Here is a 21,817-nt window from a genome sequence, read left to right on the forward strand (position 1 = left end):
ACACCCGTTCCCATACCGAACACGGAAGTTAAGCTCTTCAGCGCCGATGGTAGTTGGGGGCTTCCCCCTGTTAGAGTAGGACGTTGCCGGGCATATATATTATTCCACAGTAGCTCAGTGGTAGAGCTATCGGCTGTTAACCGATCGGTCGTAGGTTCGAGTCCTACCTGTGGAGCCATTTATATGGAGAGCTGTCCGAGTGGCCGAAGGAGCACGATTGGAAATCGTGTATACGTTAACCGCGTATCAAGGGTTCAAATCCCTTGCTCTCCGCCATAATTACTTAAATACGGCCCGTTGGTCAAGCGGTTAAGACACCGCCCTTTCACGGCGGTAACACGGGTTCGAATCCCGTACGGGTCACCAAGTTTTTTCATGAAAATGAAAACAACCATGTTTTTTCGAAAAAAAACTTATACATATAAACCTTTTGGAGGATTAGCTCAGCTGGGAGAGCACCTGCCTTACAAGCAGGGGGTCGGCGGTTCGAACCCGTCATCCTCCACCATTTTACCTTAATATTTATCTGGATATCATCGCGGAGTGGAGCAACGAGCGTTACAGCACGATTATGCTGCGAGTAAACTCGACGCACACTTCAAAGAAAAGTACTTGCAGAGGAAGAGTTCCTCACACTCGGACACAATCGTCCGTAATCTTAATATCATCGCGGGGTGGAGCAGTCTGGTAGCTCGTTGGGCTCATAACCCAAAGGTCGCAGGTTCAAATCCTGTCCCCGCAACCAAATGGACTCGTGGTGTAGCGGTTAACATGCCTGCCTGTCACGCAGGAGATCGCCGGTTCGATCCCGGTCGGGTCCGCCATTTTGGCTCGATAGCTCAGTCGGTAGAGCAGAGGACTGAAAATCCTCGTGTCGGCGGTTCGATTCCGTCTCGAGCCACCATTTTTGGCGCCGGTTTAGCTCAATTGGTAGAGCAACTGACTTGTAATCAGTAGGTTGGGGGTTCAAGTCCTCTAGCCGGCACCACTATTCTTATTGTTCAAAATGTAAGAAATTACTTCTTGAAGAATACATGAATATGTATTAAAATAGGTTTTGTCTCTCATGGAGGGGTAGCGAAGTGGCTAAACGCGGCGGACTGTAAATCCGCTCCTTTGGGTTCGGCGGTTCGAATCCGTCCCCCTCCACCATCTAATTTTTAGCACATTTATTGATTCAGGGGCATAGTTTAACGGTAGAACGAAGGTCTCCAAAACCTTTGGTGTGGGTTCGATTCCTACTGCCCCTGCCATATGGCGATCGTGGCGAAGTGGTTAACGCACCGGATTGTGGTTCCGGCATTCGTGGGTTCGATTCCCATCGGTCGCCCCATATGATTGGGCTATAGCCAAGTGGTAAGGCAACGGACTTTGACTCCGTCATTCGTAGGTTCGAATCCTGCTAGCCCAGCCATATATGCGGAAGTAGTTCAGTGGTAGAATACAACCTTGCCAAGGTTGGGGTCGCGGGTTCGAATCCCGTCTTCCGCTCCAATTATATGATCTTAAATGGCGGCATAGCCAAGTGGTAAGGCCAGGGTCTGCAAAACCCTTATCCACCGGTTCGAATCCGGTTGCCGCCTCCACTACATACCACCCAGCCGGGGTGGTGGAATTGGCAGACACACAGGACTTAAAATCCTGCGGTAGGTGACTACCGTGCCGGTTCGAGTCCGGCCCTCGGCACCAATTAAATAAACTGCCAGCTTTACTTTTCACATGCCGGTGTGGCGGAATTGGCAGACGCGCACGACTCAAAATCGTGTTCCTTCGGGAGTGTCGGTTCGACCCCGACCACCGGTACCATTACATAACGATCAAGACTTCTTACAGTTGTAAGGAGTCTTTTTGTTTAACTGGACAAACTTACTTCACACACGCTGAGAACAAACGGAGAAGAGTGTTCAATATCTGCGGACCAGTCTCTCCTGATTTAAAAAAGTGATGGAAGGTTGTCATATTTTTATTACACGCTGACTATATTGGTATCAAGGCAGTTGTAGGTTTTAGCGCAGGACTTCGTTTTAAATGAAGTCCTGCGCTTTTTTTATTGGATGAGAAAGGATTCAGAGGAGCCGCCGTGGATTTGTATAAACATTTTTTCGATCGCCTTCAGCAGCCTTTCGGCTTCGTCTTCCGGCATGGAAGGCCTGAGATAAACGAGCTGCAGGGTATTTTTTACTTGTTCTTCTGTCATGGTGCGTTTGGAATCAACGATAGGGCTTCCAAATGCGCTGTTTTCGTCCTTGGACAGAAGTTTGCCTTCCATGTTCATTAAACGCCCGTTTAACCCTTCATATTGATCTCCAGGAGCGCCTATTTTAATTTCTACGTCTCCATGGATGGCATCTGCATTATAAATACCTAAAGGTATACCATATTGAAGGGAAAAGAAGTTATTTACGTCAACGGCGGAATTGACCAGTGCTACGTCCTTGCCTCCATATACACGGCGCAGGAGAGCTTCAGAGGAAGGTCTGTAGCGGGAGGGATCCATAGAAAGCTTTTTGAAGACCTGGCGCCATTCCTGTATACCCGGGTGGTCGGCCACGGATTTATCAAGTGCATCCAGTTTCAAGGATTCAAGAAATAATTGGAATCTGCCTCTTAGCATTTGCGGTGATTCTTCAATCACGATATCATGATATAGTATTACGCCCATTTTAAAGGAAGGGACAAGCCTTTTTATGTCCTCTGCCAGTATAATCATTAACGATCATCCTTATCTATAGCTGTATTTTATAGTTAGTTTACCATAGATGAAATCATCCATTTAAGGAGAAAGGAGGTACATTCATGACAGGTGCCCAGTTAAAAGAAGAACTCATTGCATATAGTAAATCAATTGGTATCGACAAGATTGGGTTTGCTGCAGCTGATGTCTTTGTGGAACTGAAGGAACGACTGAAGGAACAGCAGAACCACGGATACCAATCTGGATTTGAAGAAAAGGACATCGAGAAACGGACGAATCCCGAGCTGCTGCTTGAGGGAGCGAACACCATTATTTCGATTGCTCTTGCTTATCCTTCCAGGATGAATGATGCTCCACGCAGTACAAGGGAAGCGAGAAGAGGGATATTTTGCAGAGCTTCCTGGGGAGTGGATTACCATCATATTTTGCGTGAGAAATTAAGGCTGCTGGAAGCGTTTATCGCTGAAAAAGCTCCGCATGCCCGTTCAGTATCGATGGTAGATACCGGCGAGCTGTCTGACCGCGCGGTGGCAGAACGCGCCGGCATCGGCTGGAGCGGCAAAAATTGCGCAACCATTACGCCGGAGTTTGGTTCATATGTTTATTTGGGAGAGATGCTGACAACGGTTTATCTTCCGCCTGATACTCCCATCACAGACCAATGCGGAGATTGCAACATCTGCGTGGAGGCTTGTCCTACGGGCGCTCTCGTACAAGGGGGACAGCTCGATTCGAACAAATGCATCGCCTTTTTAACACAAACAAAGGATTTTATTCCTGATCAATATCGTGAAAAGATTGGCAACCGATTGTATGGTTGTGATACCTGCCAAACGGTCTGCCCTAAAAATAAAGGAAAAAATTTTCACCTTCATCCCGAAATGGAGCCGGATCCTGAAATCGCCAAACCATTATTAAAACCACTTCTCCGCATGAGCAATCGGGAATTCAAGGAGAAGTTCGGTCAGGTGTCCGGTTCCTGGAGGGGGAAAAAGCCGATTCAGCGAAATGCTATCATAGCGCTTGCCCATTTTAAGGATACCAGTGCTGTTGGCGATTTGGTACAGCTTATGAAGGAGGACCAAAGGCCCCTTATTCGTGGAACTGCTGCATGGGCACTCGGTAAAATAGGCTCAGAGGCAGCGAAAAACGAGCTTATTTCGGCGAAAGAACAAGAAAAAGACGGGAATGTGGCAGCTGAGATCAATAAAGGCCTTCAAATGATTCAAAATCAAGGCATACACTAATCGCATCGCAACTGCATGTCCGTTAGTATAGAAACCAAGAAAATAAAAGAAGGGATTTTTATGTGTAATATCAAAACCTTATTCTCTTACGAGGAAATGGATAGCCCCATGGGCCCCCTGACTGTTATAGCCACACAAAACGGCGTTTGCCGGATTGATTTTGGGAGCCTTGAAGAAAATTTACCATCCCTTCAATCCTGGATGTCGAAGCACTATCTTAAGGGGGAACTGATCCATTCACCGGAAAAACTCAAACCGGTTGTTGATCAGCTTGCGAGTTATTTCAGCGGGAATCTCCAACAGTTTACTATTCCTTTGGATTTATATGGTACTCCTTTTCAGATTAAAGTGTGGGAGGAGCTTAAGGGAATTCCCTATGGTGCCACATGTTCCTATAAGGACATTGCTCAAGGAATCGGTGCACCAAAAGCAGTAAGAGCTGTAGGCAGTGCAAACAATAAAAATCCAGTTCCGATCATTATTCCTTGTCATCGTGTGGTAGGGAGCAATGGTGCCCTGGTCGGTTACGGCGGGGGTCTGGATAAAAAAGAGCTTCTTTTAAACATCGAACTTCAAAACTTTATACCTAAGTCTTCCTGAACCGTTTATTATGACGGTTCTTTTTTTTTAGCTCTGATTCATATGGTAATAGTACGTTACTTTTGCAGCAGTGGAGGTGCCATATGAACTGGCTGGAACATCTCAAATTTTATGTTCAAAAGCTTACCGACTGGATGGTGAATGAGAACTGGAGTGAAAGTGTTCAGCTTCCGATGGAAGAAAGGGAAAGCTTTGCAAGGAAAAAACAGGCGCTGCATGAACGGAATGCGGTACTTGTCAATAATAATGTGGAGGCACAGGTTCTCAGGCATTCGGTTTTTAATGATACGAGACAGGTGGATTATGTACTTCACTTCAGTAATTTAATCCGGCATGGATTCGATTTTTATGTTGAAGAGTGGATTCAGCAGAGGAGGGCGTTGTTTAAAGAAGACGTGCTGATCAGTGACCAGCTCCTGAATCCTGAAGGAAAGCATAAAGAAAAAGTAAAGATCGAAAGGGAAACGGATCCGCCTGAACCGCGGAAGCATTCGTATGACCGGCTTGCAGCGGTACGGTATGCGGAGCGATGGTGGAACACCTACAATCCGGCCTACAAGTCATTTGATGTTGATTGTACAAACTATATCTCCCAGTGCCTTCATGCAGGGGGAGGCATTCCCATGGTTCACCATGGAACACGCTCCAAAGGGTGGTGGTTTAAGTATCATGACTGGAGCTACAGCTGGACAGTGGCCAATGCCATGCGGTGGTATTTAAGCGGATCCAAGTCATCTCTGCAGGCGAGGGAGAAATCCTCTGCCAGCCAGCTGATTCCGGGTGATGTTATTTGTTATGACTTTGACGGCGACGGCCACTGGCAGCATACCACCATTGTCGTGGGGAAGGATTCTTCGGGCGAACCGCTGGTAAATGCCCATTCCACAGACAGCCGGATGAGGTATTGGAGGTATGAAGACTCGACAGCCTATACTCCGAACATTAAATATAAGTTCTTTCATATTACGTAATGTTCCGCTTCGGGGCTAATTCTTCATAAAAGTGCTATAATAATGAAGATATAAGCATACGAGGTGAGAGTTTTGGGTTTACATGTAGTTCTTTATCAGCCGCTGATTCCGGCAAATACAGGGAATATTGCCCGTACATGTGCGGGAACAGGCACTTCACTGCATCTGATCCGTCCGCTTGGCTTTTCAACGGACGACAAACAGCTAAAACGTGCAGGTCTGGATTACTGGGAACATGTGGATGTTCATTACTATGATTCGCTGGATGAACTGTTTGGACGGTTTCCGGAAGGATTGTTTTATTATATTACAAAGTTTGGAAAACAGCGGTATACCGATATGGATTACAGCGCGCCGGCCAGAGACCACTTTTTTGTATTTGGCCGGGAGACAACCGGATTGCCGGATGAATTATTGAAGGCAAACGAGAAGTATTGTTTCAGGCTGCCGATGAATGATAACATCCGGTCGCTGAACCTTTCCAATACAGCCGCCATTTTGATTTATGAAGCACTGCGTCAGCAAGGTTTTCCGGCGCTCATATAAGTGCGGCCTGAAGTAAATAAAAAAACGTCCCGGGTTGGGGCGTTTTTTTATATGTACAGATTATTTGGCTCCAGGATTATCATTGTATCCCGCAGTGAAAATGGCGGTCAAGAACGCAAGCATAACTCCTAGGATCAGGATAAAACTCATGCGGTCTCCTCCTTTGGGTGTAATGGTTCCGTAGCTTCTTTTATTATATCGAAACCGCTGTCATCGTACAACGGCAAACATAGCCAGAAAAAGAAAAGACTATTTCTTCAACTTGTATCATACCCATACTAAAACCACTATCATTCATTAAATTCTGTGGCAATACGGCAATCATGCGAAATTCATAAAACAAGTTGAATGATTGGGGACATCCTCGCATAAAGTAGATTAACAAACGAAGGATGCAAACACTACGCAAGGGGGTACACATGGATATTTTAGGTAAAATCCAATTGCACCGTGAAGAAGAGAGGCGTCTTGCCTGGGAAGGTACCTTCGGAGAATATCTTGAGATTTTAAAGGAACGTCCCTATGTCGCTCAGTCCGCTCATTCCCGAGTCTATAATATGATAAAAGATGCTGGAATAGAGGAAGTGAACGGAACCAAGAAGTATAACTTTTTTAACAACCAGATTTTTGGGCTTGAAGATTCAATCGAGCGGCTGGTGGAGGAGTATTTCCATCCGGCAGCCAAACGGCTGGACGTGAGAAAAAGGATACTTTTGCTGATGGGGCCAGTTTCCGGGGGGAAATCCACCATTGTTACCATGCTTAAGAGGGGTCTGGAAGATTATTCGAAAACAGAGTCGGGGGCAGTCTATGCGATTAAAGGTTGTCCGATGCACGAGGATCCGCTGCATCTCATACCGCATCATTTGAGGGACGATTTTTACCGGGAATTTGGCATTCGAATTGAGGGCAGCCTGTCCCCGCTGAACACCATGAGGCTTGAAAAGGAATACGGAAATTGCATTGAGGATGTAATGGTTGAACGAATCTTTTTTTCCGAGGATAAACGAACAGGGATTGGAACGTTCAGTCCTTCCGATCCAAAGTCGCAGGACATTGCCGACTTAACGGGAAGCATTGATTTTTCAACCATTGCGGAATTTGGATCAGAATCCGACCCCCGTGCCTATCGTTTTGATGGAGAACTGAATAAGGCCAACCGGGGTATGATGGAATTTCAGGAAATGCTTAAGTGTGACGAAAAGTTCCTCTGGCATCTCTTATCATTAACGCAAGAAGGCAATTTTAAAGCAGGACGTTTTGCCCTTATCTCGGCTGATGAGCTCATTGTGGCCCACACCAATGAATCGGAATATCGCTCGTTTATTGCCAACAAGAAAAATGAAGCCCTTCATTCCAGGATTATCGTAATGGGTGTCCCTTACAACCTGAGGGTTTCGGAAGAAGAACGCATTTATGAAAAAATGATCAAGGAAAGCGATATGTCCCATGTTCACATTGCGCCCCATGCACTTAGGGTAGCGGCCATTTTCTCGGTGCTTACCCGTTTGATGGACTCCAAAAAGCAGGGGATGGACCTCATCAAGAAAATGAGGCTGTATGACGGCGAAATTGTCGAAGGCTATAACCATATTGATCTTGAAGAGCTTCAAAAAGAATTTGCTGATGAAGGTATGAGCGGTATTGACCCGCGGTATGTCATCAACCGGATTTCATCTGCCATCATCCGCAAGGAGGTTCCTTCCATCAATGCGCTGGATGTGCTCAGATCGATGAAGGATGGACTGGATCATCATGCATCCATTACGAAAGAGGATAAAGAACGCTTCATGAACTTTATCTCTCTTGCCCGAAAAGAGTATGATGAGATAGCCAAGAAAGAGGTTCAAAAAGCATTTGTATACTCCTATGAGGAATCTGCCAAGACATTGATGGACAATTACCTCGATAATGTTGAAGCCTATTGCAATAAGAATAAACTGAGAGATCCGTTGACTGGCGAAGAAATGAGCCCGGATGAAAAACTCATGCGCTCCATTGAGGAGCAAATTGGAATTTCTGAAAACGCCAAAAAAGCCTTCAGGGAAGAGATATTGATCCGAATTTCAGCGTATGCAAGAAAAGGAAAGAAATTCGATTATAATTCTCATGAACGGTTGAGAGAAGCGATTCAGAAAAAGCTGTTTGCTGACCTAAAAGACGTGGTAAAGATTACAACATCCTCAAAAACTCCGGATGAAGCACAACTGAAGAAGGTGAATGAAGTAATTGCCCGTCTCGTGGATGAGCATGGGTATAATACGACATCAGCGAATGAACTCCTTAGATATGTAGGAAGCCTGTTAAACCGGTAACCGTAAAAAACGCATCCCTATTTAAAAATGGGATGCGTTTTTTTATCTTTAAAAGGTTCTCAGCAGAACACATAGCACCCAAGAATAAAAATCAAACAGGAGGAGAATACCTTGTAATATGATAAACTATAGTGGTAAATTAATACTATACGCTAACAAAAAGGAAGTGAAAGGATGAGTTCCAGGGAGAAGAGCAGCCAATTATGGGATTGGATCAAAGCCATTGGAATTGCACTTATTCTAGCGTTGCTAATAAAAAACTTTTTATTTGAGCAGTACGTTGTTTATGGAGAATCAATGATGCCTACGATCGAAAACGGGAACAGGCTGATTGTAAATAAATTAGGCTACAATATAGGTGAACCTAAGCGATTTGATTTAATCGTTTTTCATGCAAATTCGCAGGAGGATTACATCAAGCGGGTAATCGGTATGCCGGGAGAGCACATCGAGTATGTAAACGATCATCTTTTTATCAACGGTAAACAAGTGGATGAACCTTACTTGGATAACTATAAAAAACAGGTGACCAATGGGAACCTGACGGGAGATTTTACGCTGGAGGAAGTTACCGGGAAAAAGGTGATCCCAAAAGGAAAAGTTTTTGTGATGGGAGATAACCGGCTTCACAGCATTGACAGCCGGCACATCGGGCTGGTTGATGAAAGCGAAATCGTCGGGGAAGTGAATCTGCGTTATTGGCCGATGGAAGAATTGAAAGTCATAAAGTAGTTTATTGACGTGGAGTATTGGGAATAGTGGAGGCAAGAGGTGATGGTTATGTCCAGAGAACAGGATTATATCGATAAACCGAAAAACAGTTCCATGACACCAAATTTAAAAGAAATGAAAGAGCATGGAAAAGTGATGGAACACATGTCCACCAACGAAAATGTGAAAAAAAGCGGAAAAATGCCTGATCCGGATCAATATGAGGATGAAGGCGCAAAAAAAGATAAATAATCGTGGCGAAAAATCTGCTCTGGGATGTCCTGGACAGGTTTTTTTTTTGCGGGATTTGTTTGGGAATTCAAAATATCTATTTACTAATGAGAATCAATCTCATATAATGGATGAATATACTGATAATAATTATCATTCTCTCAGAGGTGCTATATATGGTATTAACGGACATTAAAGCTGGCGGAAAAGCAAAAATCACCAATACGGAACATGTGAATGTACTGGTACGAAGAAGATTGCTTGACTTGGGGATCATGGAAGGAACGGAGGTCAGCATTAAACGAATCCTCCCTTTTGGAGGTCCGTTTGCGGTGGAAGCCGGCGGACAGTGGGTGGGCATTCGCAGAAGTGAAGCCAAATTGATCCAGGTGTCCCATCCATGATTGAAATCGCACTTGCCGGAAATCCGAATACCGGAAAAACCTCTTTATTTAATATACTTACCAACTCATATGAGTATGTTGGGAACTGGTCAGGTGTAACGGTAGAGAAGAAAGTCGGCATGCTGAATAATAAAAAAGGGCATCTTATCGATCTGCCCGGTATTTACTCACTTAATCCTTTGTCCAGGGATGAAGGGGTGGCAACCCGCTTTTTGATTGAAGAGAATTTTTCCATGGTTCTCAATATCGTTGATGCCTCCCAGCTTGAACGAAACTTATACTTAACGATTCAGCTTCTCGAATATGGAAAACCTGTGGTGATTGGGCTGAACATGGTTGACGTAGCCAAGGGCCGCGGAATCATGGTTAATGAAAAGAAACTGTCCGAGAAATTACAAAGCCCCGTTTTGCCAATTGTAGCCCGTACAGGATCCGGCTGCAAAGAGCTTGCAGGGCTTTTAACCAATGAAGAACAAAAGAACAAGCCCTTGTATATTTCGTATGGTCAGCCGCTGGAACAGGCGATGGAAACGCTCGCGGCAAAAATGCACGGTGTCGAAAATTTGCCGCCAAAACGCTGGCTTGCTCTTCAATTTTTTGAAGGGAATGAAGTGGTTCATGGGTTGCTGAAAACCATGATACCTGAAGCTGAGCTTCAACGCATTTTTACAGAAACCGAGGCACTGGTTCAATCCAAGGAGGGGGCCAAGTCACTTTCCTATCATATCCGCGCTATACGGGCCCAGTATATAAAAGGAGTGCTTGATGTTTCCCTTCAAAAAGGCGAAGAGGTCACTTATACATTGACCGATCGGATCGATAATATCGTGACCAACAAGTTTTTGGGGATACCGATTTTTATCCTTTTTATGTACCTGATTTTTAAACTGACGTTTGACTGGCTTGGCAGCCCGATCTCAGACATGCTTGACGCATTTTTAACGGGACCGCTCACTGACGGCCTGACATCGATGCTTCAAGCCGCAGGAGCTTCTGCCTTTATTAAGGCCGTTATTCTCGATGGGATTGTAGCCGGTGTAGGTGGGGTTCTTGTATTTGTTCCACAAATCATGATCCTGTTTTTCCTGATCTCCTTTATTGAGGATTCAGGGTATATGGCCAGAATTGCCATGGTTATGGATAAGACACTGGAAAGCATTGGTCTGAACGGAAAAGCCTTTATTCCGATGATTATCGGGTTTGGCTGCAACGTCCCCGGTATTATGGCCGCACGTACAATTGAACAGCCAAAGGAAAGGCTTTTGACCATTATACTCACACCACTAATGTCCTGTTCTGCGAGACTCTCCGTGTACAGCTTGTTCGTTGGAGCCTTTTTCACGCAAAACCAGGCACTTGTTGTCCTTTCGCTCTACCTGCTTGGTATCGTGATTGCACTTACGCTGGCGAAGATTTTTTCTTCTACTATTTTGAAAGAAGAAAGTTCGATGTTCGTGATTGAGCTTCCTCCATACCGTATTCCTCAATGGCGTACATTGATGCGAAATACATGGGAGAAGGGCAAAGGCTTCATCAAAAAAGCAGGAACGTTTATTTTCGGAGGATCTGTTATCATCTGGTTCCTCAGTTATGCAGGTCCCGGAGGACTGGGTGTGGACATGAATAAAAGCTTTCTTGCATTGATCGGCGGAGTGCTCGCTCCTCTGTTTGAACCGATAGGGTTCGGCAGCTGGCAGGCAGGTGCTGCTCTGATCACCGGATTCCTGGCCAAAGAAGTCGTTGTTTCTACCATGAATATTATTTATGTTGCTCCGGATCTTCATACATTGCAAGGAATCATGGCAAATCATTTCACCTCATTATCGGCTTACAGCTTTATGGCGTTCTTGCTGCTCTATGTTCCTTGTCTGGCGACAGTGGCTGTTATAAAAAAAGAAACAGGGTCCGCCAAGTGGACGTGGTTTTCCATCATATATGCACTGCTTATCGCCTATATTGTTTCATTAATCATTTATCAGGGCGGCAAGCTGCTCGGATTTTAAGATTAACCTGAAAGTAGGGAATATAAATGTTGCTTAGTATTTTGCTCGGGATACTGATTTTTGGATACGCAGGTTTTACCATCTTTCGTTTTGTGAAAAAAAGCAAACAAGGAAAATGCGCGACCTGTTCTATGAAGAAAGGCTGTCAATCTGCATGCAGTGATGTGACAGAAAGCAAAGCCGCATTTAACAACTACACGAAATAACAAAAAGCATTCCATGGCTTGCCATGGGATGCTTTTTTTTCACAGTTCTTTATAAAATGTGCCAATTACATAGCAACTCTCGTCTTATCCTGCATAGGATAGTGTAACCAACCCTTTTTACATTCAAAAAAGCGGGTGGTTCTTTTATCAATTTGATCCATTAACATTCAAATAAAATAATGAGTACGTAAAAAAAGGAGGGGAAATAATGGGCGAGGAAGCGAAAAACAATTTTGTAGTTTCTCAGGAAAACTGGTCCCTCCACCGCAAAGGCCACCATGACCAGCAGCGTCACATGGAAAAGGTTCAGGAAGCCATTAAAAACAATTTGCCTGACTTGATCAGTGAAGAGAACATCATTCTTTCCAATGGGCGGGATGTCATAAAAATACCCATTCGTTCATTGGATGAATACAAAATACGTTACAATTATGAAAAGAACAAGCATGTTGGGCAAGGAGAGGGAGACAGCCAGGTTGGCGATGTAGTGGCCAGAGATGGAAATCCAAGCCAGGCCGGAGCCGGAAAGGGCAAAGGCGCGCCGGGAGATAAGCCGGGATCCGACTATTCGGAGGCGGAGGTTTCTTTGGCGGAGCTTCAGGAATTCTTATTTAAGGAATTGGAACTGCCGGATCTTAAACAAAAAGAACAGGATAATATCGTTCTTGAAAAAGTTGAATTTAATGACATTCGAAAAACTGGTCTGATGGGCAATGTGGATAAAAAGCGCACGATTCTTACAGCGTTTAAGCGAAATGCCCTGAAAGGCAAACCTGCCATTGCTCCGATCTATAACGATGATCTCCGTTTTAAGACTTGGAATGAAGTCGTAAAGCCTGAATCAAAGGCTGTGGTGCTTGCCATGATGGATACATCAGGAAGTATGGGGATTTGGGAGAAGTACATGGCAAGAAGCTTTTTCTTTTGGATGACCCGTTTTCTTCGATCCAAATACGAAACCGTTGAAATTGAATTTATTGCTCATCATACTGAAGCAAAGGTGGTCTCTGAGGAAGACTTCTTTAATAAGGGGGAAAGCGGCGGAACCATTTGTTCTTCCGCCTACAGGAAGGCATTGGAGCTTATCGAAACCAAGTATTCTCCATCCCGTTTTAATATTTATCCGTTTCATTTCTCAGACGGTGATAACCTGACAAGCGACAATGCACGCTGTGTGAAGCTCGTGCAGGAGATCATGCAGCACAGCAATATGTTTGGCTATGGCGAGGTTAATGCCTATAACCGCCATTCCACCTTAATGAGCGTCTATAAGAACATAACCGATCCGAAGTTCAACTATTACATTTTAAAGGAAAAAGCAGACGTATATCATTCCATGAAAAGCTTCTTTAAAAAGAGAGAAGCTGCACGGTAAAGAGGAATCCCATTATCCATCTATTGGATAATGGGATTTCTTTTATTATTCCCGATAATTACATATAACTAATTCATAACTAATGTTGGGAGGGACCGGAGCCTGTGAATATCCGAATAGTAAAGCAGATGGTCACGGTTTTTTTTCTGTCTGCGCTTGTATTGTGGTTCTCTCCTCAAAATGCGAGTGCCGCCTGGTTTGAGCCGCTCAAAGTGCATTTTCTCGATGTCGGCCAGGCTGACAGTATATTAATCCAAACACCAAATGGGAAAAATGTTCTGGTGGATGCGGGAGATGAAAATGACGGCCCGGAAATTATCCGCTATCTTCAAAGCCAGGGTGTGGCTGATATTGATGTGCTAGTGGCGACCCACCCCCACCATGACCATATCGGTTCGATGGACGATGTGATCCGGAATTTTAACGTCAAAAAGATCTATATGCCGAATTTGCCCTACGACACCGCCTACTACCATGATTTGTTTAAAATAATAAACGAAAAGAAAATACCGGTAGAGCGGGCAAAAGCGGGGGTCAGTTTTCGATTTGGATTTTCTGTAAAGATGGAAATGCTTGCTCCAAGGTCTTCTTATTATAAATACATTAATGATTATTCAGCCGTAATGAAAGTGACCCACGGCAAAAATTCATTTTTATTAATGGCGGATGCCGGTATGGAATCGGAAAAGGAGATGCTTTCGTCCAAGAAAGATGTAAGGGCAGATGTAATTAAAATCGGCCATCATGGAGCAAATACAGGGACGACCATGGCATTTTTGAAGGCTGTCCATGCAAATACGGCCATTATCTCCGTTGGCAAGAACAATCCGTATCACTATCCCTCAAAGGAAGTGTTGTACCGGCTGGCGCGGAGAAACATGACGATTTACCGAACCGATCAGCTTGGTGTGATTACTGCGATCAGCAACGGAAAAAAGATCACATACCGGACGAACGGTTTCAAATAAGGCAGCCTGCAATGAGGCTGTCTTGTTTTTTTTATGAAAAAAACGGGTATAAATGTTGGCTGGCATTTATAGCTTCCCCCTTGCACTTTTTTGTGCTGGATAAGAAAATAAGAAGGAAGAGAGGGGAGATGAGAGCAATATGATTAAAGCTGTTGTTTTTGATTTTGACGGGCTGATTCTTGACTCGGAAACATCCGTTTATAATGCCATCCAGGAAATTTTTTCAGAGCATTCAAGCCATATGCCCCTTGAAGTCTGGCAGCAATGCATTGGAACAAAGGATTTCTTGGATCCCTTCGAATATCTTGAAGAACAGATCAGTAAAAAAGTGGACAGTGATGGCCTCCGTGCTATGCACCATGAAAGGGTGGTGGCCATGCTTGAAGGAACAAGCGCTCTTCCCGGTGTGGAGGATTATATGGAGGCGGCAAAGGAGCTCGGCTTGAAAATAGGTTTGGCGACAAGCTCATCCCGAGCCTGGGTGACGGGTTATCTGGAAAAACTGAATCTGCTTCCCTATTTCGATTGCATCAAGACGGCCGATGACGTAGAACACGTTAAGCCAGACCCTGCTTTATACCGTGAAGCAGTAAAGTGTCTCGGTGTTAAGCCTGAAGAGGCTATAGCATTTGAGGATTCCGCGAATGGAGCCAGAGCAGCCAAAAAGGCAGGTTTGTATTGTGTGGTTATCCCAAATGAAGTAACAAAGGGGCTTGTGTTTGGAGATGTTGACCATCAAATGGAAACGATGGCTGAACTGCAGTTTAAGGAATTGCTGAGGAAATTCAAATGATCCCCATACAAGGCATCAATCATCTCACACTGACTGTCTCAAGCCTGACGAGATCCCTTTCTTTTTATATCGATGTTTTAGGTGCGGTACTGATACACCGGGGCCGGACCGACGCTTATATCGAGTGCGGGCCTGTTTGGATTTGTTTACTTGAACGGGGAGAAGCTAATAGGGCAGAAGCTGGCAAAGCCGGTATGGATCACGTGGCATTTACGATCTCTGATTCTGATTTTGATCAGGCCGTTGAAACTTTAAAAGCCAGTTCAGTCAGCATTATCAGAGGTCCAGTTACACGCGGGGACGGCAGGTGTGTGAATTTCTTGGATCCTGACGGGATTCAGCTTGAATTGAATACAGGTTCTTTAGCCGGAAGAATGAAGATCTGGAACTGAAGAACATAAAATAAAATAGCAGTTAAGGAGTGAATCCATTGAGCGAAGTTGATGTTTCAAAATTCGAGAAAAAAATTGAACTGAGAAATATTCAGTACAATGATATAGATGAAATACTTGAATTGCAGCGGATCTGCTTCCCGGGGCATATGGAACCCTGGAAGCGGGAACAGCTTGAAAGCCATCTGGATATTTTTCCGGAAGGCCAGTTTGTTGTTACCTTTGAGGGGAAAATTATCGGAAGCTGTTCGAGCCTGATCATTAATTTTGATGAGTACGATGATCAGCATACCTGGGATGAAATTACGGATGAAGGCTATATCACGAACCATAATCCAAACGGATATAATCTATATGGAATTGAGGTTATGGTTCATCCGGATTACCGGCGGATGAAAATTGGAAAACGCCTGTATGAAGCAAGAAAAGAGCTTGCCGAAGAATGGAACTTAAAAAGCATTATTCTTGGAGGACGGATTCCGAATTATTATAAATACTCCAAAGAAATGACACCCCGCGATTACGTGAAGGAAGTCATCCACCACAACATTTATGATCCGGTGCTTACCTTCCAGCTCATGAACGGTTTTACCGTGATGAGAATTAACCGCCATTATCTTCCAGATGATAAGCAATCAAAGGAATATGCCACATTAATGGAATGGAACAATGTGGACTACCATCCGCATAATACGCGAAGGCACTTTAAGACAAGTGAGCCGATCCGCATTACAGCGATTCAGTACATGATGAAAACCATTAAATCATTTGATGATTTCGCAACACAGGTAGAGTATTATACAGACGTTGCGGCGGATCAGGGATCGGACTTTGCCGTATTTCCCGAATTGCTGACCACTCAGCTTCTCTCATTTGTGGAGGAGAAAAGCCCTAGTCAGGCCATCCGAAGGTTAACCGAATTTACCGAGGATTATATCGAACTGTTTACCGGGTTAGCTGTAAGGTATAATGTAAATATTATAGGCGGTTCCCATTTTGTAGAGGAAGATGGAAATATTTATAATGTTGCCTATCTGTTCCGCAGAGATGGTACGATTGAGAAACAATATAAGATCCATATCACTCCGAATGAAAGAAAATGGTGGGGAATCACACCGGGAGACAAGGTACAGGTGTTTGATACGGACTGCGGAAAGATCGCCATCCTTATTTGTTATGATATTGAATTCCCTGAGCTTTCAAGAATTGTTACAGATATGGGTGCGAATATTATTTTCAGCCCGTTTTGTACAGAAGACAGGCAAGGCTATGTCCGGGTAAGATATTGTTCACAGGCAAGAGCGGTTGAAAATGAAATTTATACCGTGATTGCCGGGACTGTTGGAAACCTTTCGCAGGTAGAAAACATGGATATTCAGTATGCACAGTCCGGAATCTTTACCCCTTCAGACTTCGCATTTCCGCGTGACGGCATCGTGGGAGAATGCCACCCGAATATTGAGACCGTGGTTGTCGGGGATGTGGACCTGGAAATACTGCGCAGACAGCGCAAGACCGGGAATGTCACCCAGCTGAGGAACAGGCGGCTGGATCTCTATGAAGTCATCCAAAAAAGCAAAAGTAAAATGTAAGGTGCATGGCGGCAGGGAAACTTCCTGCCGTTTTTGCTTGAAATTTAATATTTCTCGGGAAATATGTCACTTCTTCCAGAAATGGAAAGATATTTATGCGAAGCGTGTCGAAAGCGGTTTTCCTGTCTGCGGCTCTGCGCTATAATAAAGAGAAGTTAATGATTATTGAACAGAGATTCAGCATATAAAAGGAGGAGAGTCGGGAAATGACCTGGAAGACATCATATGAAAAATGGCGAAACGAACCAACTCTTGATAAGGAGCTTCGATTCCAGCTGGAAGAATTAGAAAAAACAGAAACGGGCCTGGAGGATTCCTTTTATAAAAATCTGGAATTCGGCACAGGTGGAATGAGGGGCGAAATCGGCCCAGGAACAAACCGAATGAATACATACACGATTCGAAAAGCATCCTCCGGTTTGGCAAGCTTTATTGAAGAGCAAGGTGAAAAAGCAAAGGTACGCGGTGTGGTGATCGCGTACGACTCAAGACATAAATCTCCTGAATTTGCAATGGAAGCTGCCAGTACACTGGCTTCAAGAGGAATACAGACCTATGTGTTTGAAAGCCTCCGTCCGACTCCTGTACTTTCATTTGCTGTCCGCTATTTAAAGGCGTTCAGCGGAATTGTGATTACAGCAAGCCATAATCCTCCGGAATATAATGGATTTAAAGTGTACGGGCCGGACGGCGGCCAGCTTCCTCCACGTGAAGCGGACCTATTAACCGAAAAAGTGGAAGAGGTTGAAAATGAACTTGCCATCTCTGTAAAAGATAAATCACAATTGCAGGAAGATGGTCTTATTCAGATCGTGGGTGAAGAAATTGATACTGCTTACCTTGAGCAGCTGAAAGGCATTACTGTAAATCCAGACCTGATCAAGGAGATGGCAGACTTAAGCATTGTCTTTACCCCCCTTCATGGAACGGCGAACCTTCCTGTACGAAATGGCCTTGAAGCAATCGGTTTTAAAAATGTCACGGTAGTCAAAGAACAGGAACTGCCTGATCCCGATTTTTCCACGGTAAAATCGCCAAATCCTGAAGAACATGCCGCATTCGAGCTTGCCATTCAGTATGGAAAAGAAAAAGATGCAGATGTCCTAATTGCGACGGATCCTGATGCAGACCGCGTGGGAGTCGCTGTCAAGAATCTGGATAATGAGTATGTGGTGCTAACCGGAAACCAGACAGGAGCACTCCTGCTTCATTACCTTTTATCACAGAAAGAGGCACAGGGAGAACTTTGTCCAAAGGGCGTTGTGCTAAAAACGATTGTTACTTCTGAACTTGGAAGAGAGATTGCAAGCTCCTTTGGACTTAAAACAGTGGATACGCTCACTGGTTTTAAATTTATCGGAGAAAAGATTAAAGAGTATGAAAAAACCGGGGAGCATACCTTCCTGTTTGGATATGAAGAGAGCTACGGCTATCTTATCGGTGACTTTGTGAGAGACAAAGATGCTGTACAGGCCTCCCTGCTGGCAGCTGAAGTAGCGGCTTATTACAAAAAACAAGGTAAGACCATGTATGAAGGCCTTATGGATGTGTTTTCCACTTACGGCTATCACCTTGAAGGCCTTGAATCCCTTACGCTTAAAGGGAAAGCTGGCGCTGTACAAATTGCGAACATCCTCGAGAGTTTCAGAGCCGACCCTCCAGCAGAAGTGGGAGGAAAGGCAGTGCTGTATGTGGATGATTACAGCATTGGGAAACAGCGCAATCTTGCAACGGGAGAGGGGACCCAGATCGACCTTCCAGCCTCCAATGTTTTAAAATATATTTTAGAAGACGGCTCATGGTTCTGTCTCCGTCCTTCAGGAACGGAACCAAAAATCAAATTTTACTTTGCTGTTCAATCCAACACATATAGTGACAGTGAAAATCTGCTGCAAAGTCTGAAGAATGACGTTATGGACCTTGTCAGCCAGCTTGTCGCTGCTGCTCAGTAATCCATCATCTAAGGCAGCCCGGGTCTTTCGGGTCTGCTTTTTTGGTGATTCGACGAATGCGAGCCGGGAGGTGTAGATGATCGGAAAGCAGCGTAAACAGACGAATTTTTAAACAAGCGAAAACCAAACCCAGACCTTTAAGTCCCTGGGAACCATGGTTATCATGTTTATGTCGCTGATTTTTGTCATTTTGCTTTTACTTGTAGCTTTACTTTGTATAAATCTGGGCTGCTGATGGAACTGAAACGTTTGACTGTATAGTTGGAATTCTGTAAAATTGTTTATTATCTATGCATTGGGGTGATTGATTTGGGAAGTACCGTATCAGTGAACTAGCAACATTAGCAGGCGTTTCAAAAAGAACTATTGATTATTATACGAAGCTTGGCCTGTTAAAGGCTGAACGTTCCCAATCAAATTATCGATTTTACAGTGGAGAAGCTCTAGAGCAGCTTAAGTGGATTAATTATTATAAAAATCAGCATCTTCCTTTAGAGAAGATTAAAGAAAAAATGGCATCACTCAATGAACATTCAGGAGAGTATGCCGAAACACTACAAAAAGTTGATATGCAGCTCAATACGCTTGAAAAAGATGTTCAGGAGCTAAAACCTCTGCTTCAGCAACTGAACAAAGATCAGCTAAAACTGGCAGTTAAACACATGCCTGCCGAGCGTGTTGCCCTACTTCACAGCCTATTATTGATTATTGGAGAAACGCCGTTTGTTTAAGGGAACGATTGGTTATCCAGTAAAAACTTTAGGAGGTGACATCTTTATTCCTCTTTTTAAACGGGAGAATAAAGAGTCTATTTGGACATATTTAAGCTATTCTTAGTAGCATTATTGATTGTATTAACCGCCTTTTTTGTGGCAGCTGAATTTGCGATTGTAAAAATCCGCCGGACGAGAATTGACCAGCTCGTTGAAGAAGGAAACAAAAAGGCCATTGCCGTCCGAAAGGTACTGATGAACCTTGATGGATATCTTTCGGCCTGCCAGCTTGGTATTACGATTACGGCTCTCGGGCTGGGCTGGCTTGGTGAATCCACCCTTGAACACCTGCTGCATCCATTGTTCAGCCAGCTGGATTTATCACCGGCACTCACAAAAACAATAACAATTGTACTTGCTTTTGCCATCATTACCTTTCTTCACGTCGTTCTTGGAGAACTATCGCCTAAAACCTTTGCGATTCAAAAAGCCGAAGAGATCAGTTTAATGCTCTCGGGTCCCCTGATCATGTTCTACAGGGTATTGTACCCGATCATCTGGCTGTTGAACGGAAGTGCCCGGCTGTTTACCAGAATGTTTGGTTTGCAAGCTGTTTCGGAACACGAAATGGCCCACTCTGAAGAAGAATTGCGTTTGATTTTATCAGAAAGCTATAAAAGCGGAGAAATTAATCAGTCAGAATACAGCTACGTGAATAAAGTATTCGAATTTGATGACCGTATCGCGAAGGAAATCATGGTGCCGCGTACGGAAATTGTGTGTTTGTATCTAAATAAATCCATTGAGGAAAACCTTGCGATCATTACGAGTGAGAAATATACTCGTTATCCTGTTGTAGACGAAGATAAAGACCATGTGGTTGGAATGGTTAACGTTAAAGAAATTTTCTATGACCTCATGTCGGGCCAGGAAAAAACGCTGGAAAGCTATCTGCGTCCTATCCTGACGGTTCTTGAAACCATGCCGATTCAGGAAACATTGGTGAAACTTCAAAAACAACAGGTTCATATGGCAGTACTGATGGACGAGTACGGAGGAACTGCGGGACTTCTAACGGTTGAGGATATCCTGGAAGAAATCGTAGGTGAAATCCGTGATGAATTTGATACAGATGAGACACCGATGATCTTAAAAATCACACCGAAGGTCACCGCACTCGACGGAAAGGTTTTAATTTCAGAAGTGAATGATTTATATGGTTTGGAAATTGACGATTCAGACCTGGACACGATCGGCGGATGGGTGCTTTCCCAAAATTCCGATATTGTGGAAGGTGAGGTTATTAATTACGAAGGATTAACCTTTAAAGTCGTTGAAATTGATGGACACCAAATTAAACGGATTGAGGTTAACAAGGTGGAGAGCCCGAAAAAGGAAGAGGAATCTCTTAGACAGCCAGCCTTGATCACGGATTCGGAATAACTATAAAACAACAGGAGCCTGCCATCATCGAGATGGCAGGCTCCTGTTGTTTATCTTGGGCTAAGAAAGATGGATACCGAACGGATCAATGTCAGGGAGCTGGTCGCAAACGCCACGGAAAGGATGGTAACCATGGAATAAAAGAACATTCCTTCTCCGATAAAATACAATCCCGCTAAAATAACGGAAGCATCGATAAAGAAGATGATGATACCAACGTTAAGAGGGGATCTCTTGGCGATAAACAAAGCTAAAAGATCGGTGCCTCCGGTACTTGTTTCGTATCGGAGCATAATCCCAATTCCTGTACCGATCAACAAGCCACCCGCCACTGCGCTTTCCATCTCAGGAAGATGGAAAAACCCATTGAGCGGCACAAGCAAATCAATGACAAATGATGAGATCAACATTCCGTGCAGGCTGTTTAGAAAATACGTGCGGTCAAACTTCCAGGCCAAAAAATAAATAGGGATGCTGAGCAGGATAATCGTCATTCCCACCTTAAATCCCCAGATATATTTAAATAGGAGGCCAATTCCAATCATCCCGCCGTCCAGGAGATGAAAAGGCAGGATAAACATATTGATTCCAATCCCCATCAGAAAACTGCCAATAAAGACAGCTGTCACTTTTGCCAGCATCGTCTCACTCCTGTCCACC

The 21,817-nt window shown here is 44.2% G+C and carries 20 protein-coding genes, 16 tRNA genes, 1 rRNA gene and 1 pseudogene; 36 read left to right on the forward strand and 2 right to left on the reverse strand.

Annotation, left to right across the window (positions count from 1 at the left end; all coding sequences use genetic code 11):
* The 17 genes from rrf to BLT53_RS19480 form a co-directional block, all read left to right on the forward strand.
* A 5S ribosomal RNA gene (rrf, locus tag BLT53_RS19400) occupies nucleotides 1-92 on the forward strand; the annotation flags it as partial.
* 11 nt (nucleotides 93-103) lie between these two features.
* A tRNA-Asn gene (locus tag BLT53_RS19405) sits at nucleotides 104-178 on the forward strand.
* 7 nt (nucleotides 179-185) lie between these two features.
* Nucleotides 186-276: transfer RNA gene (locus BLT53_RS19410), tRNA-Ser, on the forward strand.
* A 15-nt stretch (nucleotides 277-291) separates the two neighbouring features.
* A tRNA-Glu gene (locus BLT53_RS19415) sits at nucleotides 292-366 on the forward strand.
* Between the two features lie 66 nt (nucleotides 367-432).
* Nucleotides 433-508 (forward strand) — tRNA-Val (locus BLT53_RS19420).
* Nucleotides 509-668: 160 nt separating this feature from the next.
* Nucleotides 669-745, forward strand: a tRNA-Met gene (locus tag BLT53_RS19425).
* 3 nt (nucleotides 746-748) lie between these two features.
* Nucleotides 749-824, forward strand: a tRNA-Asp gene (locus BLT53_RS19430).
* A gap of 4 nt (nucleotides 825-828) precedes the next feature.
* Nucleotides 829-904: transfer RNA gene (locus tag BLT53_RS19435), tRNA-Phe, on the forward strand.
* 8 nt (nucleotides 905-912) lie between these two features.
* A tRNA-Thr gene (locus BLT53_RS19440) sits at nucleotides 913-988 on the forward strand.
* A gap of 80 nt (nucleotides 989-1,068) precedes the next feature.
* Nucleotides 1,069-1,152, forward strand: a tRNA-Tyr gene (locus BLT53_RS19445).
* 27 nt (nucleotides 1,153-1,179) lie between these two features.
* Nucleotides 1,180-1,253, forward strand: a tRNA-Trp gene (locus tag BLT53_RS19450).
* A 4-nt stretch (nucleotides 1,254-1,257) separates the two neighbouring features.
* Nucleotides 1,258-1,333 (forward strand) — tRNA-His (locus BLT53_RS19455).
* Nucleotides 1,334-1,339: 6 nt separating this feature from the next.
* A tRNA-Gln gene (locus BLT53_RS19460) sits at nucleotides 1,340-1,414 on the forward strand.
* Between the two features lie 5 nt (nucleotides 1,415-1,419).
* A tRNA-Gly gene (locus BLT53_RS19465) sits at nucleotides 1,420-1,494 on the forward strand.
* Between the two features lie 17 nt (nucleotides 1,495-1,511).
* Nucleotides 1,512-1,586, forward strand: a tRNA-Cys gene (locus tag BLT53_RS19470).
* A 14-nt stretch (nucleotides 1,587-1,600) separates the two neighbouring features.
* Nucleotides 1,601-1,689 (forward strand) — tRNA-Leu (locus BLT53_RS19475).
* A gap of 32 nt (nucleotides 1,690-1,721) precedes the next feature.
* Nucleotides 1,722-1,806 (forward strand) — tRNA-Leu (locus tag BLT53_RS19480).
* 241 nt (nucleotides 1,807-2,047) lie between these two features.
* Here the strand turns inward: BLT53_RS19480 and BLT53_RS19485 are convergent.
* On the reverse strand, nucleotides 2,048-2,710 hold the full coding sequence (locus BLT53_RS19485; RefSeq protein ID WP_090237581.1) for a B3/B4 domain-containing protein: 663 nt from the start codon (nucleotides 2,708-2,710) through the stop codon (nucleotides 2,048-2,050).
* Between the two features lie 86 nt (nucleotides 2,711-2,796).
* Between BLT53_RS19485 and queG the strand changes: the two genes are divergently transcribed.
* The 19 genes and pseudogenes from queG (at nucleotide 2,797) to BLT53_RS19575 (ending at nucleotide 21,157) form a co-directional block, all read left to right on the forward strand.
* A complete protein-coding gene (gene queG / locus BLT53_RS19490; protein WP_090237582.1) occupies nucleotides 2,797-3,942 on the forward strand; it encodes a tRNA epoxyqueuosine(34) reductase QueG in 1,146 nt (381 codons plus the stop codon).
* A 60-nt stretch (nucleotides 3,943-4,002) separates the two neighbouring features.
* Nucleotides 4,003-4,542, forward strand: a complete 540-nt coding sequence (locus BLT53_RS19495) for a methylated-DNA--[protein]-cysteine S-methyltransferase (protein WP_090237584.1) — start codon at nucleotides 4,003-4,005, stop codon at nucleotides 4,540-4,542.
* Nucleotides 4,543-4,625: 83 nt separating this feature from the next.
* Nucleotides 4,626-5,513: an amidase domain-containing protein gene (locus BLT53_RS19500; RefSeq protein ID WP_090237585.1), complete on the forward strand. Its 888-nt coding sequence runs from the start codon at nucleotides 4,626-4,628 to the stop codon at nucleotides 5,511-5,513.
* Nucleotides 5,514-5,585: 72 nt separating this feature from the next.
* Entirely contained in the window at nucleotides 5,586-6,059 is a 474-nt protein-coding gene (gene trmL, locus BLT53_RS19505) for a tRNA (uridine(34)/cytosine(34)/5-carboxymethylaminomethyluridine(34)-2'-O)-methyltransferase TrmL (protein ID WP_090237587.1), read from the forward strand.
* Nucleotides 6,060-6,478: 419 nt separating this feature from the next.
* Complete coding sequence (locus BLT53_RS19510) at nucleotides 6,479-8,374, forward strand: PrkA family serine protein kinase (protein WP_090237589.1); 1,896 nt, start codon at nucleotides 6,479-6,481, stop codon at nucleotides 8,372-8,374.
* Nucleotides 8,375-8,548: 174 nt separating this feature from the next.
* Entirely contained in the window at nucleotides 8,549-9,106 is a 558-nt protein-coding gene (gene lepB / locus BLT53_RS19515; protein WP_090237590.1) for a signal peptidase I, read from the forward strand.
* Nucleotides 9,107-9,154: 48 nt separating this feature from the next.
* Entirely contained in the window at nucleotides 9,155-9,337 is a 183-nt protein-coding gene (locus BLT53_RS19520) for a hypothetical protein (protein ID WP_090238061.1), read from the forward strand.
* A gap of 155 nt (nucleotides 9,338-9,492) precedes the next feature.
* The gene (locus BLT53_RS19525) at nucleotides 9,493-9,720 is read left to right on the forward strand and encodes a FeoA family protein (protein WP_090237592.1); all 228 of its coding nucleotides are present in this window, start codon (nucleotides 9,493-9,495) and stop codon (nucleotides 9,718-9,720) included.
* The gene (gene feoB / locus BLT53_RS19530; RefSeq protein ID WP_090237593.1) at nucleotides 9,717-11,723 is read left to right on the forward strand and encodes a ferrous iron transport protein B; all 2,007 of its coding nucleotides are present in this window, start codon (nucleotides 9,717-9,719) and stop codon (nucleotides 11,721-11,723) included. The genes BLT53_RS19525 and feoB overlap by 4 nt, the downstream gene beginning before the upstream one ends.
* Before the next feature lie 26 nt (nucleotides 11,724-11,749).
* Nucleotides 11,750-11,929 (forward strand): FeoB-associated Cys-rich membrane protein, encoded by a 180-nt coding sequence (locus tag BLT53_RS19535; protein WP_090237595.1) that lies wholly within the window; start codon nucleotides 11,750-11,752, stop codon nucleotides 11,927-11,929.
* Between the two features lie 208 nt (nucleotides 11,930-12,137).
* Entirely contained in the window at nucleotides 12,138-13,304 is a 1,167-nt protein-coding gene (gene yhbH / locus BLT53_RS19540) for a sporulation protein YhbH (protein WP_090237596.1), read from the forward strand.
* 104 nt (nucleotides 13,305-13,408) lie between these two features.
* Nucleotides 13,409-14,272 carry a ComEC/Rec2 family competence protein gene (locus tag BLT53_RS19545; RefSeq protein ID WP_090237598.1) on the forward strand — a complete coding sequence of 288 codons (864 nt, stop codon included), beginning with the start codon at nucleotides 13,409-13,411 and terminating at the stop codon, nucleotides 14,270-14,272.
* Nucleotides 14,273-14,411: 139 nt separating this feature from the next.
* Nucleotides 14,412-15,065: an HAD family hydrolase gene (locus tag BLT53_RS19550; RefSeq protein WP_090237600.1), complete on the forward strand. Its 654-nt coding sequence runs from the start codon at nucleotides 14,412-14,414 to the stop codon at nucleotides 15,063-15,065.
* The gene (locus BLT53_RS19555) at nucleotides 15,062-15,457 is read left to right on the forward strand and encodes a VOC family protein (protein WP_425284720.1); all 396 of its coding nucleotides are present in this window, start codon (nucleotides 15,062-15,064) and stop codon (nucleotides 15,455-15,457) included. Before BLT53_RS19550 ends, BLT53_RS19555 begins: the two co-directional genes overlap by 4 nt.
* 38 nt (nucleotides 15,458-15,495) lie before the next feature.
* Entirely contained in the window at nucleotides 15,496-17,049 is a 1,554-nt protein-coding gene (locus tag BLT53_RS19560) for a bifunctional GNAT family N-acetyltransferase/carbon-nitrogen hydrolase family protein (RefSeq protein WP_090237601.1), read from the forward strand.
* Between the two features lie 206 nt (nucleotides 17,050-17,255).
* Nucleotides 17,256-19,001, forward strand: coding sequence for a phospho-sugar mutase (locus BLT53_RS19565; RefSeq protein ID WP_090237603.1), 1,746 nt, complete (start codon nucleotides 17,256-17,258; stop codon nucleotides 18,999-19,001).
* A gap of 323 nt (nucleotides 19,002-19,324) precedes the next feature.
* Nucleotides 19,325-19,510: pseudogene (locus BLT53_RS25835) on the forward strand (MerR family transcriptional regulator); the annotation flags it as partial.
* A 3-nt stretch (nucleotides 19,511-19,513) separates the two neighbouring features.
* Nucleotides 19,514-19,732 (forward strand): hypothetical protein, encoded by a 219-nt coding sequence (locus tag BLT53_RS25505; protein ID WP_244520519.1) that lies wholly within the window; start codon nucleotides 19,514-19,516, stop codon nucleotides 19,730-19,732.
* A gap of 81 nt (nucleotides 19,733-19,813) precedes the next feature.
* On the forward strand, nucleotides 19,814-21,157 hold the full coding sequence (locus tag BLT53_RS19575) for a hemolysin family protein (protein ID WP_090237605.1): 1,344 nt from the start codon (nucleotides 19,814-19,816) through the stop codon (nucleotides 21,155-21,157).
* 50 nt (nucleotides 21,158-21,207) lie between these two features.
* On the opposite strand, the gene BLT53_RS19580 is transcribed toward BLT53_RS19575, so the two are convergent.
* Nucleotides 21,208-21,798, reverse strand: a complete 591-nt coding sequence (locus BLT53_RS19580) for a YitT family protein (RefSeq protein ID WP_090237606.1) — start codon at nucleotides 21,796-21,798, stop codon at nucleotides 21,208-21,210.
* Between the last annotated feature and the right edge of the window lie 19 nt (nucleotides 21,799-21,817).

This window comes from Fictibacillus solisalsi (genome assembly GCF_900103485.1).
GTDB lineage: Bacteria > Bacillota > Bacilli > Bacillales > Fictibacillaceae > Fictibacillus_C > Fictibacillus_C solisalsi.

Bases quoted from the DNA above. Each gene is read 5' to 3' on its own strand.
- BLT53_RS19485 (WP_090237581.1), bottom strand. From the start codon at position 2,710: ATGATTATACTGGCAGAGGACATAAAAAGGCTTGTCCCTTCCTTTAAA.
- queG (WP_090237582.1), top strand. From the start codon at position 2,797: ATGACAGGTGCCCAGTTAAAAGAAGAACTCATTGCATATAGTAAATCA.
- BLT53_RS19495 (WP_090237584.1), top strand. From the start codon at position 4,003: ATGTGTAATATCAAAACCTTATTCTCTTACGAGGAAATGGATAGCCCC.
- BLT53_RS19500 (WP_090237585.1), top strand. From the start codon at position 4,626: ATGAACTGGCTGGAACATCTCAAATTTTATGTTCAAAAGCTTACCGAC.
- BLT53_RS19510 (WP_090237589.1), top strand. From the start codon at position 6,479: ATGGATATTTTAGGTAAAATCCAATTGCACCGTGAAGAAGAGAGGCGT.
- lepB (WP_090237590.1), top strand. From the start codon at position 8,549: ATGAGTTCCAGGGAGAAGAGCAGCCAATTATGGGATTGGATCAAAGCC.
- BLT53_RS19520 (WP_090238061.1), top strand. From the start codon at position 9,155: ATGTCCAGAGAACAGGATTATATCGATAAACCGAAAAACAGTTCCATG.
- BLT53_RS19525 (WP_090237592.1), top strand. From the start codon at position 9,493: ATGGTATTAACGGACATTAAAGCTGGCGGAAAAGCAAAAATCACCAAT.
- feoB (WP_090237593.1), top strand. From the start codon at position 9,717: ATGATTGAAATCGCACTTGCCGGAAATCCGAATACCGGAAAAACCTCT.
- BLT53_RS19535 (WP_090237595.1), top strand. From the start codon at position 11,750: ATGTTGCTTAGTATTTTGCTCGGGATACTGATTTTTGGATACGCAGGT.
- yhbH (WP_090237596.1), top strand. From the start codon at position 12,138: ATGGGCGAGGAAGCGAAAAACAATTTTGTAGTTTCTCAGGAAAACTGG.
- BLT53_RS19550 (WP_090237600.1), top strand. From the start codon at position 14,412: ATGATTAAAGCTGTTGTTTTTGATTTTGACGGGCTGATTCTTGACTCG.
- BLT53_RS19555 (WP_425284720.1), top strand. From the start codon at position 15,062: ATGATCCCCATACAAGGCATCAATCATCTCACACTGACTGTCTCAAGC.
- BLT53_RS19565 (WP_090237603.1), top strand. From the start codon at position 17,256: ATGACCTGGAAGACATCATATGAAAAATGGCGAAACGAACCAACTCTT.
- BLT53_RS25505 (WP_244520519.1), top strand. From the start codon at position 19,514: ATGGCATCACTCAATGAACATTCAGGAGAGTATGCCGAAACACTACAA.
- BLT53_RS19580 (WP_090237606.1), bottom strand. From the start codon at position 21,798: ATGCTGGCAAAAGTGACAGCTGTCTTTATTGGCAGTTTTCTGATGGGG.